Here is a 16,771-nt window from a genome sequence, read left to right as displayed (position 1 = left end):
ACTGATTTTTATTTTTGTAAAAAAAGTTAAAAAGGCTTTATATTTTTGCTCAAATATTGTATAATATTTCATATATAGTAAAAAATGGAGAATAATCATGAAGAAATCAAAAGTTATGCTTTTTGGAGCTATGGCTTTGACAGCAGGTCTAGCTCTAGCGGCATGTGGGTCTTCCCAATCAAGTAATGCAGACAAGACGTACTCTTATATCTTTGTCAATAACCCAGATACCTTGGATTATATTACCTCTACACGAGATTCTACATCTAGTATCACAACCAACTTGATTGATGGCTTGTTGGAAAACGACCAGTATGGCAATCTCATCCCCTCTATGGCTGAGTCATGGACAGTGTCAAAAGATGGTTTGACCTACACTTATAAAATTCGTCAGGGGGCTAAATGGTACACTTCTGAAGGAGAAGAGTATGCGGATGTAACCGCTCATGACTTTGTGACAGGTCTTAAGTATGCGGCTGATAAAAAGGCTGAAAACTTGTACTTGGTACAAGACTCTATCAAGGGTCTAGCAGATTATGTTGAAGGGAAATCATCTGATTTTGGAACTGTTGGTGTGAAGGCAGTGGATGATTACACGCTACAATACACCCTCAACCAACCTGAGACTTATTGGAACTCTAAAACAACAGCAAGTATCCTTAATCCTGTAAATGAAGCCTTCTTGAAGTCTAAGGGAGATGACTTTGGAAGTGTGACACCATCAAGTATCTTGTCAAATGGTCCTTACTTATTTAAATCATTCACATCCAAATCTTTGATTGAACTTGACAAAAACCCTAATTACTGGGATAAGGACAATGTTAAAATCGAGAAAGTGAAACTCTCTTTCTTTGACGGTTCTGACCAAGACAGCATTGCTAGAGGTTTCTTGGATGGTAACTATACAGACGGCCGTATCTTCCCAACAAGTTCAGTCTTTGCTGAACTCAAAAAGGGAAATGAGGACAAAATTACCTACACACCGCAAAACTCAGTTACTTTCTATTATCTTTTCAACGTGAATCGTCAAAGCTACAAGCAGACTATGAAACAGTCTGATAAGGAAAAGATAGATTCACGCGCAGCTATGCAAAATAAAGATTTCCGTCAGGCTATCAACTTTGCCTTTGATCGTCATGCCTATGCAGCCCAGACAAATGGTGAAGATGGAGCAGACCGTATCTTGCGTAATACGGTTACACCAAGTGACTTTGTCCAAGTTGGCGATAAGAACTTCGGTGACATTGTCAATGAGAAAATTGTCAACTACGGTAAAGATTGGGCAAATATTAACCTAAACGATGGTAAGCAAGCCTTCTTGAACCCTGACAAGGCCAAAGAGAAGTTTGCTAAGGCCAAAGAAAGTCTGCAAGCTCAAGGAGTAAACTTCCCAATTCATTTGGATATGCCAGTTGACCAGACTGCTAAGTTGGATGTGCAACAGGCTGGATCGTTCAAACAAACAGTGGAAGAAACCCTTGGTAAGGAGAATGTAGTTATTGATGTTATCCAACTTTCTCCAGATGAAAAAGACCAAGCAACCTATTTTGCAGATACAGCAGAACAAAAAGACTACGATATCGACATCTCAGGATGGGGTGGAGACTACTCAGATCCTAAGACTTACCTAGCTATTCTTGATCCGGAGACAGGTTCTCAGTTGAAAAATGTGGGCTTGACTGAAGGAAAAGACAAGGAAGTCAAGGACAAGATTGGTCTTTCTGACTACAAGAAACTCTTGGATGAGGCCGACGCTGAAATCACAGATACTCAAGCCCGCTATGAAAAATATGCTGAAGCCCAAGCTTGGTTGACAGATAGTGCCTTGTTCCTACCAGTTCAAAGTGGTGGAGCCAACCCAATCTTCCGTAAGACTGTACCGTTTACAGGCCCATTCTCATTTGTTGGTCATAAGGGAAATGCCGACAACTACAAATATGTTGAATTGCAAAAAGAGCCAGTAACTGCTAAACAGTACCAAGAACTCTATGAAAAATGGCTAAAAGAAAAAGCTGAGTCAAATAAAAAAGCTCAGGAAGATTTAGCTAACCATATTCAATGATATTCCTAGTCATGCTTTTCAGTTAATACTCTTCGAAAATCTCTTCAAACCACGTCAGCTTCACCTTGCCGTAGGTATGTTACTGACTTCGTCAGTTTCATCTACGACCTCAAAGCAGTGCTTTGAGCAGCCTGCGGCTAGCTTCCTAGTTTGCTCTTTGATTTTCATTGAGTATAAGCATAGTGGATGGATTCAGAAAAAGGCCTTACCAGACGCTTCTTGGTTCTGGTAAGGCCTTTTCTTTATTCTTTTAAGTGATAAGAGTAGCTAGCGGCAACGACGTCTTGGTGCCAACGAAGGGCGTATTTGAGTTTGAGACTCATCTGATTGTGCAGGATATTTTGCCAAGGTTTATTTGGGATAAACTGGAGGATGAGGACTACTTGCTAAGGCCCATAGGCGATGGAGGACAGAGAGTCGCTTGACAAGATGGTCAAGGTCTGTATTTTTTCCAGTAGTCCCCCTTCGCCTTCGATTAAGGACTTAGGAGGACGACCGATAAAGGTCTGTTTTAATTTTGTAAACATGGTCATTTACTTTGTTGAAAAATTCAATAAGTGCTATTATATTGCTTTGAAAAAAGATCATCAAGAGATGATGATGGGTTTTAGAATATTTTTTTCAGATGAGGAGAGAGGTCAGTTTTTTTGCTATAATAGAAGATAGAAAACGAGGTTGGAAGAGATGATTTTTGATACGCATACACACTTGAATGTAGAAGAATTTGCAGGTCGTGAGGCAGAAGAAATTGCCTTGGCTGCTGAGATGGGTGTGACACAGATGAATATTGTTGGTTTTGATCAACCGACGATTGAGCGTGCCTTGGAGTTGGTAGATGAGTATGACCAGCTCTATGCGACTATCGGTTGGCACCCGACAGAAGCTGGAACTTACACAGAGGAGATTGAAACCTACTTGCTTGACAAGCTCAAGCATTCAAAGGTGGTTGCCTTGGGTGAGATTGGTTTAGACTACCATTGGATGACAGCGCCAAAAGAGGTGCAGGAGCAGGTTTTTCGCCGTCAGATTCAGCTATCTAAGGACTTGGATTTGCCTTTTGTCGTCCATACCCGTGATGCGCTGGAAGACACCTACGAGATTATTAAAAGTGAGGGCGTTAGTCCTCGTGGTGGGATTATGCACTCATTTTCAGGGACGCTTGAGTGGGCAGAGAAGTTTGTCGCGCTTGGTATGATCATTTCCTTCTCAGGAGTGGTGACTTTTAAGAAGGCAACTGACATCCAAGAAGCAGCTAAAGAGTTACCTTTGGACAAGATTTTGGTAGAGACAGATGCGCCTTACTTGGCTCCTGTTCCTAAACGGGGTCGCGAAAACAAAACAGCCTACACTCGCTATGTAGTGGACTTTATAGCTGATTTGCGTGGGATGACAGCAGAAGAGCTAGCGGAGGTAACAACCGCAAATGCAGAGCGAATTTTTGGATTGGAAAGTTAATTATGAAAGAGAAAATTTCCCAAGTCATCGTGGTTGAAGGGCGCGATGATACGGCCAATCTCAAACGTTATTTCGATGTAGAAACCTATGAGACACGAGGTTCTGCCATCAATGACCAGGATCTAGAGCGGATTCAGCGCCTGCACCAACGTCATGGAGTCATTGTCTTTACAGACCCAGATTTTAATGGGGAGCGAATTCGTCGCATGATTATGACGGCCATTCCAACAGTTCAGCATGCCTTCCTCAAACGAGATGAAGCTGTTCCCAAGTCCAAGACCAAGGGCCGTTCTCTGGGAATTGAGCATGCCAGCTATGAAGACCTGAAAACGGCTCTAGCTCAGATTACAGAACAATTTGAACATGAGAGTCAGTTTGATATCAGTCGTAGCGACTTGATTCGCCTTGGTTTTCTAGCAGGGGCAGACAGCCGTAAGCGACGAGAATATCTAGGAGAGGCTCTCCGAATCGGCTATTCCAACGGCAAGCAACTCCTCAAACGCCTAGAGTTGTTTGGGGTTACTTTGGCAGAAGTGGAAGAAGCTATGAAATCTTATGAGAACAGCTAAGCAGACCCCAAATGTAAGGGGAATGTGTTACAATAGAAGTAACAGATAATAGAAAAGAGAATAGATGAGAATTGCAGATTACAGCGTGACCAAGGCAGTGCTGGAGCGTCACGGTTTTACCTTTAAAAAGTCTTTTGGACAAAATTTCTTGACGGATACCAATATCCTACAAAAAATCGTGGATACGGCTGAGATTGATGATCAGGTCAATGTTATCGAAATTGGACCAGGTATTGGTGCCTTGACGGAGTTTCTGGCTGAGCGTGCAGCAGAGGTCATGGCCTTTGAAATTGACCATCGTTTAGTGCCCATTTTGGCAGATACCTTGCGTGATTTTGACAATATGACCGTAGTCAACGAGGACATTCTCAAGGTCGATTTGGCGCAACATATCCAGAATTTTAAAAATCCTGACCTGCCAATCAAGGTAGTGGCTAATTTGCCTTACTACATCACAACGCCTATTCTCATGCACTTGATCGAGAGCGGAATTCCTTTTAGTGAGTTTGTGGTTATGATGCAAAAAGAGGTAGCTGACCGCATTTCCGCTCAACCAAATACCAAGGCATATGGCAGTTTGTCGATTGCGGTTCAGTACTACATGACTGCCAAGGTTGCCTTCATCGTGCCTCGTACGGTCTTTGTGCCAGCGCCAAACGTGGACTCTGCTATTTTGAAAATGGTGCGTCGTCCAGAACCAGCCGTAGCAGTGGAAGACGAGAACTTCTTCTTTAAGGTTTCCAAGGCTAGTTTCACTCATCGCCGCAAGACCTTGTGGAATAACCTGACAGGCTACTTTGGCAAGACTGATGAAGTCAAGGAAAAGTTGACCAAGGCTTTGGACCAAGCAAGTTTGTCACCAAGTGTACGTGGAGAAGCTCTCAGCTTGGCAGAATTTGCTAGCCTAGCTGATGCGCTCAAAGGACAAGGACTCTAAGATGCAGGGACAAATCATTAAAGCCTTGGCGGGCTTCTACTATGTGGAGAGTAAGGGCCAGGTTTATCAAACACGCGCGCGTGGGAATTTCCGCAAAAAAGGCCATACACCCTATGTTGGGGACTGGGTAGATTTTTCTGCGGAGGAATATTCTGAAGGTTATATTCTCAAGATTCACGAACGGAAAAACAGTCTGGTCCGTCCGCCTATTGTCAATATTGACCAAGCTGTGGTGATCATGTCCGTCAAGGAACCTGATTTTAACAGCAATTTGCTGGATCGTTTCTTGGTTCTTTTGGAGCACAAGGGCATCCATCCTATCGTCTATATTTCTAAAATGGACTTGCTGGAAGATAGAGAAGAACTGGATTTTTATGAACAGACTTATGGTGATATCGGCTACGACTTTGTGACCAGTAAAGAGGGACTCCTGCCTTTGTTAACAGGCAAGGTTACAGTCTTTATGGGGCAGACAGGTGTTGGGAAATCAACTCTTCTCAATAAAATCGCACCAGACCTCAATCTTGAAACAGGAGAAATTTCAGACAGTCTGGGTCGCGGGCGCCACACTACTCGAGCGGTTAGTTTTTATAATCTCAATGGAGGTAAAATCGCAGACACACCAGGTTTTTCATCATTGGATTATGAAGTATCAACGGCAGAAGACCTCAATCAGGCCTTCCCAGAGATTGCTAGTGTCAGCCGAAACTGCAAATTCCGCACTTGTACCCATACCCATGAGCCGTCCTGTGCAGTGAAGCCGGCAGTAGAAGAGGGTATCATTGCGTCCTTCCGTTTTGACAACTACCTGCAATTCCTCAGTGAGATTGAAAATCGCAGAGAAACCTATAAAAAAGTCAGCAAAAAAATTCCAAAATAAGGAGAAACCTATGTCTCAATACAAGATTGCTCCGTCAATTCTGGCAGCAGATTATGCCAACTTTGAACGTGAAATCAAACGTCTAGAAGCAACTGGGGCAGAATATGCCCATATCGATATCATGGATGGTCACTTTGTACCACAAATCAGTTTTGGTTCAGGTGTGGTCGAAGCTCTTCGACCTCATAGCAAGATGGTCTTTGACTGCCACTTGATGGTGGCGAATCCAGAGCATCATTTAGAAGATTTTGCGCGTGCAGGTGCGGATATCATCAGCATCCATGTGGAAGCAACGCCTCATATTCATGGTGCCCTCCAAAAAATTCGTTCACTCGGTGTTAAGCCTTCAGTCGTTATCAATCCTGGCACACCAGTTGAAGCCGTCAAGCACGTACTTCATCTAGTTGACCAAGTTTTAGTCATGACGGTTAATCCAGGTTTTGGTGGGCAAGCCTTTCTGCCAGAAAGCATGGATAAGGTCCGTGAGTTGGTTGCACTTCGTGAGGAAAAAGGTTTGAACTTTGAGATTGAAGTCGATGGTGGGATTGATGATCAAACTATTGCCCAAGCCAAAGAAGCTGGTGCGACCGTTTTTGTAGCAGGTTCCTATGTCTTTAAGGGAGATGTCAATGAGCGAGTACAAACTCTCAGAAAACAACTGGACTAGGGTTGCTGTTTTTGCAGGAGGAGACCGCGGCCACTACCGGACAGACTTTGATTGCTTTGTTGGTGTAGATCGCGGCTCGCTCTGGGTCTTGGAAGAAAACTTTCCTCTCGCTCTAGCGGTTGGAGATTTTGATTCTGTCACTGCAGAAGAGCGTCAGTTGATTCAAAAACGTGCCCAGTATTTTGTTCAAGCCCGACCAGAAAAAGATGATACCGATTTGGAATTGGCTCTCTTGACTATCTTTGAGAAAAATCCTCAGGCTCAGGTCACTATTTTCGGTGCTTTGGGTGGACGTATTGATCATATGCTGGCCAATGTCTTTTTACCTAGCAATTCCAAATTAGCACCCTATATGCGCCAGATATTGATTGAAGATGGGCAAAATGTGATTGCCTATTGTCCAGAAGGGACCAGTCAGCTACAGCCTCGTTCAGACTACGACTATCTAGCCTTTATGCCAGTTCGGGATAGCCAGCTGACCATTCTTGGAGCCAAGTATGAATTGACAGAGGAAAATTTTTTCTTTAAAAAAGTGTACGCTTCTAACGAATATATAGATAGGGAAGTTTCGGTGACTTGCCCAGATGGCTATGTGGTCGTGCTGCATAGCAAGGACAGGAGGTAGGATGGAAAGTTTACTTGTTCTATTATTGATTGCCAACCTAGCTGGCCTCTTTCTGATTTGGCAAAGGCAGGATAAGCAGGAAAAACATCTAGCCAAGAGCTTGGAGGATCAGGCAGATCATTTGTCAGACCAGTTGGATTACCGTTTTGAACAAGCCAGACAAGCCAGCCAGTTGGACCAAAAAGACTTGGAAGTGGCTGTCAGTGACCGTTTGCAAGAAGTGCGAATTGAATTGCACCAAGGTCTGACGCAAGTCCGTCAAGAAATGACAGATAATCTCCTCCAAACCAGAGACAAGACCGACCAACGTCTCCAAGCCCTGCAGGAATCAAATGAGCAACGTTTGGAACAAATGCGCCAGACGGTCGAGGAAAAGTTAGAAAAGACCTTGCAGACACGCTTGCAGGCCTCCTTCGAGACAGTTTCCAAGCAACTAGAGTCTGTCAATCGTGGCCTTGGAGAAATGCAGACAGTTGCCCGTGATGTAGGAGCTCTTAACAAGGTTCTCTCTGGAACCAAGACGCGAGGGATTCTTGGAGAATTGCAACTGGGGCAAATTATTGAGGACATCATGACCCCTGCCCAGTATGAACGAGAATATGCAACAGTTGAAAACTCTAGTGAGCGAGTGGAGTATGCCATCAAATTACCTGGACAGGGAGACCAGGAATACGTCTACCTACCAATTGACTCTAAGTTTCCACTGGCAGATTATTACCGTCTAGAAGAAGCCTATGAAGCAGGTGACAAGGACGAGATCGAACGCTGTCGTAAGTCACTCCTAGCAAGCGTCAAGCGCTTTGCCAAGGATATCAAGAGCAAGTACATAGCACCACCTCGGACGACCAATTTTGGAGTTTTGTTTGTTCCGACAGAAGGTCTTTACTCAGAAATTGTCCGCAATCCGGTCTTCTTTGATGATTTGAGACGGGAGGAGCAGATTATTGTCGCAGGTCCAAGTACCCTGTCAGCTCTCCTCAATTCCCTATCAGTTGGCTTCAAAACTCTCAATATCCAAAAGAGTGCCGACCATATCAGCAAGACTCTTGCCAGTGTCAAGACGGAGTTTGGCAAGTTCGGTGGCATTCTGGTCAAGGTGCAAAAACATCTCCAACATGCCTCTGGCAATATTGATGAACTATTAAACCGTCGCACTACAGCTATCGAGCGGACGCTCCGTCACATTGAGTTGTCAGAAGGTGAGCCTGCGCTTGATCTACTCCATTTCCAAGAAAATGAGGAAGAATATGAAGATTAGTCACATGAAAAAAGATGAGCTGTTTGAAGGCTTTTACCTAATCAAGTCAGCTGACCTGAGGCAAACTCGAGCTGGGAAAAACTACCTAGCCTTTACCTTCCAAGATGATAGTGGCGAGATTGAAGGGAAACTCTGGGATGCTCAACCTCATAACGTTGAGGCCTTTACCGCAGGTAAGGTTGTCCACATGAAAGGACGCCGAGAAGTTTATAACAACACCCCTCAAGTCAATCAAATTACTCTCCGCCTGCCTCAGCCTGGCGAACCCAATAATCCAGCTGATTTCAAGGTCAAGTCACCAGTTGATGTCAAGGAAATCCGTGACTATATGTCGCAAATGATTTTCAAAATTGAAAATCCTGTTTGGCAACGAATTGTCCGAAATCTCTACACCAAGTATGATAAGGAATTTTACTCCTATCCAGCAGCCAAGACCAACCACCATGCCTTTGAAACGGGTTTGGCTTATCATACGGCGACCATGGTGCGTTTGGCAGATGCTATTAGCGAAGTCTATCCTCAGCTCAATAAGAACCTGCTCTATGCAGGGATTATGCTGCATGACTTGGCTAAGGTCATTGAGTTGACGGGGCCAGACCAGACTGAGTATACAGTGCGAGGCAATCTTCTTGGACATATCGCTCTCATTGATAGTGAAATTACCAAGACAGTGATGGAACTCGGCATCGATGATACCAAGGAAGAAGTCGTTTTGCTTCGTCACGTTATCCTCAGTCACCACGGCTTACTTGAGTATGGAAGTCCAGTCCGTCCACGTATTATGGAAGCAGAAATTATCCATATGATTGACAATCTGGATGCAAGCATGATGATGATGTCAACAGCTCTGACTTTGGTGGATAAAGGAGAGATGACCAATAAAATTTTCGCTATGGACAATCGTTCCTTCTATAAACCAGATTTAGATTAATAATTTAAGAAAAATGAGCATTTTTTAGGATAAGAATGTTCGTTTTTTTTATGTGAATATGGTATAATAGATAAAATATCAAAATTAAATGAAGTGGGAAATAGAAATGAAATTAAGAAGAAGTGATCGGATGGTTGTCATTTCCAACTATTTGATTAATAATCCTTATAAACTAACTAGTCTCAATACTTTTGCTGAAAAGTATGAATCTGCTAAATCATCCATCTCAGAGGATATCGTCATTATCAAACGTGCCTTTGAGGAAATTGAAATCGGTCATATCCAGACAGTAACTGGTGCTGGTGGTGGTGTCATTTTCACACCATCAATCTCAAGCCATGATGCCAAGGAAATGGTTGAGGACTTGCGTGCCAAGTTGTCAGAAAGTGACCGTATCTTGCCAGGTGGCTATATCTACCTGTCTGATTTGCTTAGCACACCAGCTATCTTGAAAAATATTGGTCGCATTATTGCCAAGAGCTTTATGGACCAAAAAATCGACGCGGTTATGACCGTAGCGACTAAGGGTGTGCCACTTGCAAATGCAGTTGCCAATGTCCTCAATGTTCCTTTTGTTATTGTGCGCCGCGACCTGAAAATTACCGAAGGTTCAACTGTCAGCGTCAACTATGTATCCGGTTCAAGTGGTGACCGTATCGAGAAAATGTTCCTTTCAAAACGTAGTCTCAAGGCAGGCAGCCGTGTCTTGATTGTGGATGACTTCTTGAAAGGTGGCGGAACTGTCAATGGGATGATCAGCCTCTTGCGTGAGTTTGATTCAGAATTGGCTGGTGTAGCAGTCTTTGCGGATAATGCCCAAGAAGAACGTGAAAAGCAGTTTGACTACAAGTCACTCTTGAAGGTAACAAATATTGATGTCAAGAATCAAACCATCGATGTTGAGGTTGGTAATATCTTTGACGAAGATAAATAAGAGATAGAACTAAAGGTTGGAACGATTGTCCCAGCCTTTCTTTGCAAATAGAATAGAAGGAAACTTATGAAAACACCATTTATCAATAAAGAAGACTTAGAAAAGATTGTTGCCGAGTTCCCGACTCCCTTTCACTTGTATGATGAGAAGGGAATTCGTGAAAAGGCAAGAGCCGTCAACCAAGCATTTTCGTGGAACAAGGGCTTTAAGGAATATTTTGCAGTTAAGGCTACTCCAACTCCAGCTATTTTGAAAATTCTCCAAGAGGAAGGTTGCGGTGTGGACTGCTCTAGTTATGTGGAGCTTTTGATGAGTCATAAACTGAATTTCCCTGGTTCTGAGATCATGTTCTCTTCAAACAATACGCCAGACAAGGAATACGCCTATGCACGTGAATTGGGTGCGACCATTAACTTGGATGCCTTTGAAGATATTGAACATCTAGAGCGTGCAGCAGGCATTCCAGAAATTATCTCTTGTCGTTACAATCCTGGAGGCGTTTTTGAACTGGGAACAGATATTATGGACAATCCTGGAGAAGCCAAGTTTGGTATGACCAAGGACCAGCTCTTTGAAGCTTTTGCCATCTTGAAGGAAAAAGGAGCCAAGACTTTTGGGATTCACTCCTTCCTAGCGTCCAATACCGTCACCCATCTCTATTACCCAGAGTTGGCTCGTCAGCTTTTTGAATTGGCTGTTGAAATCAAGGAAAAGTTGGGCATTTCGCTAGACTTTATCAATCTTTCTGGCGGTATTGGTGTCAACTATCGTCCAGACCAGGAGCCAAATGATATTGCCTTGATTGGTGAGGGAGTTCGTAAGGTGTATGAAGAGGTCCTTACGCCAGCAGGTCTTGGTCAGGTTAAGATTTTCACCGAATTGGGTCGTTTTATGTTGGCACCTCACGGTGCTTTGGTCACAAGAGTCACTCATAAGAAGGAAACCTACCGTACCTATCTAGGTGTGGATGCATCAGCAGTCAACCTCATGCGTCCAGCTATGTATGGAGCCTACCATCATATTACTAACATGACACATCCAGATGGACCAGCTGAAGTAGTAGATGTGGTTGGTTCACTCTGTGAAAACAATGATAAATTTGCAGTGAATCGCGAACTGCCTCATACAGAAATTGGTGATTTGTTGGTAATTCATGATACAGGTGCCCACGGATTTTCAATGGGCTACCAGTACAACGCCAAACTTCGTTCTGCAGAAATCCTCTATACCGAAGAAGGCAAAGCCCGTCAAATCCGCCGTGCGGAGCGCCCTGAGGACTATTTTGCAACCTTGTATGGCTTTGATTTTGAAGAATAAAATGATAAGTAATTGAAAATGAAATTGAAAAACAGATTGCTTTCTAAAAAATAGGCAAAAATCTTGTTTTTCCTTCAAGTCGTGATATAATAAAACTATAAAACGTTTTCAAGGAAGGTAACGATATGTCTGAAGAAACAATTGATTATGGACAAGTGACAGGAATGGTGCATTCGACAGAAAGTTTTGGGGCGGTAGATGGTCCTGGTATTCGCTTCATTGTCTTTTTGCAGGGCTGTCACATGCGTTGCCAGTATTGCCACAACCCAGACACTTGGGCTATGGAGTCCAATAAATCACGTGAACGGACGGTAGATGATGTCTTGACAGAAGCCTTGCGTTATCGCGGTTTCTGGGGAAATAAGGGTGGGATTACAGTCAGTGGAGGAGAAGCCCTCTTGCAGATTGATTTCCTGATTGCCCTCTTCACTAAGGCTAAGGAACAAGGAATCCACTGTACCTTGGACACCTGTGCCCTTCCTTTCCGTAATAAACCACGTTACCTTGAAAAGTTTGACAAACTCATGGCTGTCACTGACTTGGTTCTCTTGGATATCAAGGAAATCAACGAAGAACAGCACAAAATTGTCACTAGCCAAACCAATAAAAATATCTTGGCTTGTGCCCAGTATCTATCAGATATTGGGAAACCTGTCTGGATTCGCCACGTGCTAGTTCCAGGATTGACAGATAGAGATGATGACTTGATTGAACTTGGTAAGTTCGTCAAGACCCTCAAAAATGTTGATAAGTTTGAAATTCTGCCTTATCACACTATGGGTGAGTTTAAATGGCGTGAACTGGGAATTCCTTATTCCCTCGAAGGGGTCAAACCACCAACAGCAGACCGCGTTAAGAACGCTAAACAACTCATGGATACCGAAAGTTATCAAGACTATATGAAACGTGTACATGGATAAAAAAGAAGCCTGATGGAAACATCGGGCTTTTGATACTCAATGAAAATCAAAGAGCAAACTAGGAAGCTAGCCGCAGGCTGCTCAAAACATGGTTTTGAGGTTGTGGATAGAACTGACGAAGTCAGCTCAAAACACTGTTTTGAGGTTGTAGATAAGACTGACGAAGTCAGTAACACATCTACGGCAAGGCGAAGCTGACGTGGTTTGAAGAGATTTTCGAAGAGTATGACTTGCAAAAAAGACTTAGCAAACTAGCTAAGCCTTTTTCTTCTTATCTCGAACGTTGTTTTCCAGCGTTGCGATTTTTGTGTTTTTTCTTGCTTGTGATAGCAGTTGGTTGTTCAGGGGTAACGTCTTTTCGTCCATTTGGTGTTGAGAAAGCACGTGCTTTTGGTGGATTCTTAGCCAATTCTTCACGGACTTTTTTGCGAAGTTTTGGACGAACGATATAGTTGACGATAAACTGTTGGAGAATCATCATGAAACCACCGACAACCCAGTAAAGTGTGACACTGGCTGGTGAGAAGAGGGAGAAGACGACGATCATGAGTGGGCTCATGTAAATCATTTTCTTGATTTGTTCTCTTTGCATTTCATCTTCTACTCCGTGAAGTGAAAGGAGCGATTGAAGATAGTAAAGAATACCAGCACAGGCAACCAAAATCATACTTGGAGAACCTAGAGGAATTCCTAGGTAGCTTGCTTGAGCAACACCTTCAGTATGTTGGGCAGCAAAGTAGATAGCTGAGAAGAAAGGCATTTGAAGGAGGATAGGGAAACATCCTACACCACCAAACATGCTGATGCCGTGCTCTTTTTGAGCGGCAAAGAGAGCTTGTTGGGCTTCGAGTTTTTCTTCTTGAGTAGTTGCTTCTTTGAGACGAGTTTGGTGTGGCTCAAGGACGTGCTTGAGGGCGTTCATCTTTTCAGAGTGAAGCGTTGCTTTCCATGATTGGTAGATACCAAGTGGCAAGATAATCAAGCGCACAATAATGGTTACGATGATGATAGCAACACCAAAACCAAGTCCCTTGTCATTGGCGAAGTACTTAATGGCTTCAGCCATAGGTGCTCCGATAGTATTCCAAACCAATCCTGTTGGCTGTCCTGTGGCTTTATCGACATTGACACAGCCAGTTAAGACAAGCAACATAGCCACTCCCATAGCTGAGAGGGCAAAACGTTTAATAGCTTTCAATTTGTTCATTCCTTCTTTTAAAAATAATACCTTTCTATTCTACTGTTTTTTTACAAAATATACAATAGTTCTAGAGACCTAATTTGCGATTTTGAAGTCAGGGTAGGGAGGAAAGTTGCTCAGTTTGACATCTAAGTAGCTAACTTTTGAAAAAGGTGTCGGTCCTTTTCGGATTTCTTGGATAAATTTTGCCATGGTAGCAGATGAGTCTGCTTGGGCTAAGATTTCCACTGTGCCATCGTCGTTATTCCATACCCGACCTGTGATGCCACCAATTTCAAGTGCCAAGCTGTAAACACCCCAACGAAAGCCGACTCCCTGTACCCTACCTTGGGCAATCATTCTAACCTTTTGCATACCAAACCCCTTTGATTGTGTTATAATATTTCTATGACTATTATAACCTCAAAAGCCAATTCTGTGGTAAAAAATGCCAAGAAATTACACCAAAAAAAATACCGCAAGTCTGCCTATTTGATTGAAGGCTGGCACTTGTTTGAAGAAGCTGTTCAAGCTGGAGTGACGATTGAGAAAATCTTTGCCCTAGAAAATTACCGAGATCAGTTAGCTGCTTTTCCGCAAACTATCTGGGTGTCAGAGGATATTTTGCTAGATTTGGCGGATTCTCAGAATCCACAGGGAATTGTTGCCGTGGTTCAAAAAGAAGAAGTAGGACAAGCTGACTTTAGTCAGGGCAAGTTCTTATTTTTGGAAGATGTGCAAGATCCTGGTAATGTGGGAACGATCATTCGGACTGCGGATGCAGCAGGTTTTACTGGAGTGATTGTTTCAGATAAATCGGCAGATACCTACAGTCTCAAGACCTTACGTTCCATGCAAGGCAGTCATTTCCATCTGCCCATTTACCGGATGTCGAGCCAAGCGCTTCTCGAGAAAGCTAAAAAGGCAGGTATCCCAGTACTAGCAACAACCCTATCTAAAGATTCTGTTGATTACAGAGGACTGGTTCCTATAGAAAATTTTGTACTAGTCATGGGAAATGAGGGGCAAGGAATTAGTCCCCTTATGGCTGAAAGTGCAGACCAGTTGGTCCACATTAGTATGAAGGGACAGGCGGAGAGTTTGAATGTTGCCGTTGCAGCCGGTATTTTAATTTTCCATTTAAGCTAATTTTAACTTTCTTTGTTATAATCAAGGAAAGATGTTTATAGAAAAGGAGAAAAGATGAATCACACTATTATTCACGACCGCGCAGGTCTCAATCAATTTTACGCTAAGGTTTATGCCTTTGTTGGTCTGGGAATCGGATTATCCGCTTTGGTATCAGGCCTTATGTTAACGGTCTTTCAATCTCAGTTGGTTTACTTTTTGATGCAGGGACGTCTCTGGTTGACCATTGCTACTTTTGCAGAGCTAGCACTAGTCTTCGTTGCTAGTAACATGGCCTTAAAGAATAGTCCAGCGGCTCTTCCAGTATTTTTACTTTACTCTGTTTTAAACGGCTTTACTCTTAGTTTTGTGGTGGCCTTCTATACTCCGGGTACAGTTTTATCCGCCTTTGTGTCTAGCGCCCTTCTCTTCTTTGTCATGGCGGCAGTTGGCATGTTCACCAAGAAAGATTTGAGTGGCCTTGGTCGGGCTATGATGGCGGCTCTTATCGGTTTGCTGATTGCCATGGTAGTTAATATTTTCTTGGCTAGCGGCTTCTTTGATTATATGATTAGCGTAGCCATGGTTTTGGTTTTCTCAGGGTTGATTGCTTGGGATAACCAAAGAATTCGTCTCGCTTATGAACAATCACAAGGCCGTGTAGCGACAGGTTGGGTTGTGTCAATGGCTCTCAGTATCTATCTTGATTTTATCAATCTCTTCCTAAGTATTCTACGTATCTTTGGTCGTAATGACTAAAAGGCCCCTAACATCAGTGTTCGAAGGAGCACTGATTTTTTTATATTTGCTCTTTCCTTTTATTGGAAATAGGTGTATAATGCTTTTAATTAATTTTTTGAGGAGTAGTTTATGAAGAAAAGTTTTATTCATCAACAAGAAGAGATTTCCTTTGTCAAAAACACTTTTACCCAGTATTTGAAAGATAAGTTAGAAGTTGTCGAAGTTCAAGGTCCTATCTTGAGCAGGGTCGGTGACGGGATGCAGGACAACTTATCAGGTGTGGAGAATGCCGTATCGGTCAAGGTTCTCCAAATCCCTGATGCTACTTATGAAGTGGTGCACTCACTTGCTAAATGGAAGCGCCATACTTTGGCCCGTTTTGGTTTCGGTGAGGGAGAAGGTCTTTTTGTCCACATGAAGGCCCTTCGTCCAGACGAAGACTCGTTGGATGCGACTCACTCTGTTTATGTTGACCAGTGGGATTGGGAGAAAGTTATCCCAAATGGTAAGCGTAACATCGCTTATCTAAAAGAAACAGTTGAGAAGATTTACAAGGCTATTCGCCTTACTGAGCTAGCTGTTGAAGCCCGCTATGACATCGAATCAATCTTGCCAAAACAAATCACTTTTATCCACACAGAAGAGTTGGTAGAACGCTACCCAGACTTGACACCGAAAGAACGTGAAAATGCTATTTGTAAAGAATTTGGAGCAGTCTTCTTGATTGGTATCGGTGGTGAATTACCAGACGGTAAACCGCACGATGGACGTGCACCAGACTATGATGACTGGACAAGCGAGTCTGAAAATGGCTACAAGGGTCTGAATGGCGATATTCTTGTCTGGAATGAGTCTCTGGGTGGAGCCTTTGAGTTGTCTTCTATGGGAATCCGTGTAGATGAAGAAACTCTTAGACGTCAGGTTGCCATCACAGGTGATGAAGACCGCTTGGAATTGGAATGGCACAAGGCTTTGTTGAATGGCCTATTTCCATTGACAATCGGTGGAGGAATTGGACAATCTCGTATGGCCATGTTCTTACTTCGCAAGAAACACATCGGAGAAGTGCAAACAAGTGTTTGGCCTCAGGAAGTCCGAGATACTTACGAAAATATTTTATAGAGAATCGAACCGCAAGGTTCGGTTTTCTTTCTCTTTTCGCCCATA

General features: G+C 43.2%; 18 protein-coding genes. 15 read left to right on the top strand and 3 right to left on the bottom strand.

What is annotated here, in order from left to right; genetic code table 11:
• Window positions 1–97 precede the first annotated feature (97 nt).
• On the top strand, window positions 98–2,062 hold the full coding sequence (locus tag B7698_RS02435) for a peptide ABC transporter substrate-binding protein (RefSeq protein WP_084864533.1): 1,965 nt from the start codon (window positions 98–100) through the stop codon (window positions 2,060–2,062).
• 386 nt (window positions 2,063–2,448) lie between these two features.
• Here the strand turns inward: B7698_RS02435 and B7698_RS10200 are convergent, their stop codons facing one another.
• Complete coding sequence (locus tag B7698_RS10200) at window positions 2,449–2,589, bottom strand: hypothetical protein (RefSeq protein ID WP_158086165.1); 141 nt, start codon at window positions 2,587–2,589, stop codon at window positions 2,449–2,451.
• A gap of 157 nt (window positions 2,590–2,746) precedes the next feature.
• Between B7698_RS10200 and B7698_RS02420 the strand changes: the two genes are divergently transcribed.
• From B7698_RS02420 to pflA, 11 genes are all read left to right on the top strand, one after another.
• The gene (locus B7698_RS02420) at window positions 2,747–3,517 is read left to right on the top strand and encodes a TatD family hydrolase (protein WP_084864532.1); all 771 of its coding nucleotides are present in this window, start codon (window positions 2,747–2,749) and stop codon (window positions 3,515–3,517) included.
• A 2-nt stretch (window positions 3,518–3,519) separates the two neighbouring features.
• Window positions 3,520–4,086: a ribonuclease M5 gene (rnmV, locus tag B7698_RS02415; RefSeq protein ID WP_084864531.1), complete on the top strand. Its 567-nt coding sequence runs from the start codon at window positions 3,520–3,522 to the stop codon at window positions 4,084–4,086.
• 64 nt (window positions 4,087–4,150) lie between these two features.
• Window positions 4,151–5,023: a 16S rRNA (adenine(1518)-N(6)/adenine(1519)-N(6))-dimethyltransferase RsmA gene (rsmA, locus tag B7698_RS02410; RefSeq protein ID WP_084864530.1), complete on the top strand. Its 873-nt coding sequence runs from the start codon at window positions 4,151–4,153 to the stop codon at window positions 5,021–5,023.
• 1 nt (window position 5,024) lies between these two features.
• Window positions 5,025–5,903 carry a ribosome small subunit-dependent GTPase A gene (rsgA, locus tag B7698_RS02405; protein WP_084864529.1) on the top strand — a complete coding sequence of 293 codons (879 nt, stop codon included), beginning with the start codon at window positions 5,025–5,027 and terminating at the stop codon, window positions 5,901–5,903.
• Window positions 5,904–5,913: 10 nt separating this feature from the next.
• Window positions 5,914–6,570: a ribulose-phosphate 3-epimerase gene (gene rpe / locus B7698_RS02400; protein WP_084864528.1), complete on the top strand. Its 657-nt coding sequence runs from the start codon at window positions 5,914–5,916 to the stop codon at window positions 6,568–6,570.
• Complete coding sequence (locus B7698_RS02395; protein ID WP_084864527.1) at window positions 6,533–7,195, top strand: thiamine diphosphokinase; 663 nt, start codon at window positions 6,533–6,535, stop codon at window positions 7,193–7,195. The genes rpe and B7698_RS02395 overlap by 38 nt, the downstream gene beginning before the upstream one ends.
• Window position 7,196: 1 nt before the next feature.
• Entirely contained in the window at window positions 7,197–8,453 is a 1,257-nt protein-coding gene (locus tag B7698_RS02390; RefSeq protein ID WP_192855086.1) for a DNA recombination protein RmuC, read from the top strand.
• A complete protein-coding gene (locus tag B7698_RS02385) occupies window positions 8,443–9,384 on the top strand; it encodes a 3'-5' exoribonuclease YhaM family protein (protein ID WP_084864525.1) in 942 nt (313 codons plus the stop codon). The genes B7698_RS02390 and B7698_RS02385 overlap by 11 nt, the downstream gene beginning before the upstream one ends.
• 106 nt (window positions 9,385–9,490) lie before the next feature.
• Entirely contained in the window at window positions 9,491–10,318 is an 828-nt protein-coding gene (gene purR / locus B7698_RS02380; RefSeq protein WP_004255834.1) for a pur operon repressor, read from the top strand.
• A gap of 66 nt (window positions 10,319–10,384) precedes the next feature.
• The gene (locus B7698_RS02375) at window positions 10,385–11,635 is read left to right on the top strand and encodes a diaminopimelate decarboxylase (protein ID WP_084864524.1); all 1,251 of its coding nucleotides are present in this window, start codon (window positions 10,385–10,387) and stop codon (window positions 11,633–11,635) included.
• A gap of 125 nt (window positions 11,636–11,760) precedes the next feature.
• Window positions 11,761–12,555 (top strand): pyruvate formate-lyase-activating protein, encoded by a 795-nt coding sequence (pflA, locus tag B7698_RS02370; RefSeq protein WP_084864523.1) that lies wholly within the window; start codon window positions 11,761–11,763, stop codon window positions 12,553–12,555.
• Window positions 12,556–12,826: 271 nt separating this feature from the next.
• Here the strand turns inward: pflA and yidC are convergent, their stop codons facing one another.
• Window positions 12,827–13,753, bottom strand: a complete 927-nt coding sequence (yidC, locus tag B7698_RS02360) for a membrane protein insertase YidC (RefSeq protein WP_033687375.1) — start codon at window positions 13,751–13,753, stop codon at window positions 12,827–12,829.
• A gap of 78 nt (window positions 13,754–13,831) precedes the next feature.
• Entirely contained in the window at window positions 13,832–14,110 is a 279-nt protein-coding gene (locus tag B7698_RS02355; RefSeq protein WP_001174616.1) for an acylphosphatase, read from the bottom strand.
• Between the two features lie 33 nt (window positions 14,111–14,143).
• Here B7698_RS02355 and B7698_RS02350 point away from each other — a divergent pair, with 33 nt between their 5' ends.
• The 3 genes from B7698_RS02350 to asnA all read left to right on the top strand — a co-directional run bounded on the left by B7698_RS02350 (window position 14,144) and on the right by asnA (window position 16,726).
• Complete coding sequence (locus B7698_RS02350) at window positions 14,144–14,884, top strand: TrmH family RNA methyltransferase (RefSeq protein WP_084864522.1); 741 nt, start codon at window positions 14,144–14,146, stop codon at window positions 14,882–14,884.
• Window positions 14,885–14,938: 54 nt separating this feature from the next.
• Window positions 14,939–15,622: a Bax inhibitor-1/YccA family protein gene (locus B7698_RS02345; protein ID WP_001016903.1), complete on the top strand. Its 684-nt coding sequence runs from the start codon at window positions 14,939–14,941 to the stop codon at window positions 15,620–15,622.
• Window positions 15,623–15,733: 111 nt separating this feature from the next.
• Window positions 15,734–16,726: an aspartate--ammonia ligase gene (gene asnA / locus B7698_RS02340; protein WP_000748003.1), complete on the top strand. Its 993-nt coding sequence runs from the start codon at window positions 15,734–15,736 to the stop codon at window positions 16,724–16,726.
• Window positions 16,727–16,771 lie beyond the last annotated feature (45 nt).

This window comes from Streptococcus mitis (assembly GCF_002096855.1).
GTDB classification, from domain to species: domain Bacteria; phylum Bacillota; class Bacilli; order Lactobacillales; family Streptococcaceae; genus Streptococcus; species Streptococcus mitis_Y.
This window is presented reverse-complemented; position numbering and strand designations above follow the sequence as displayed.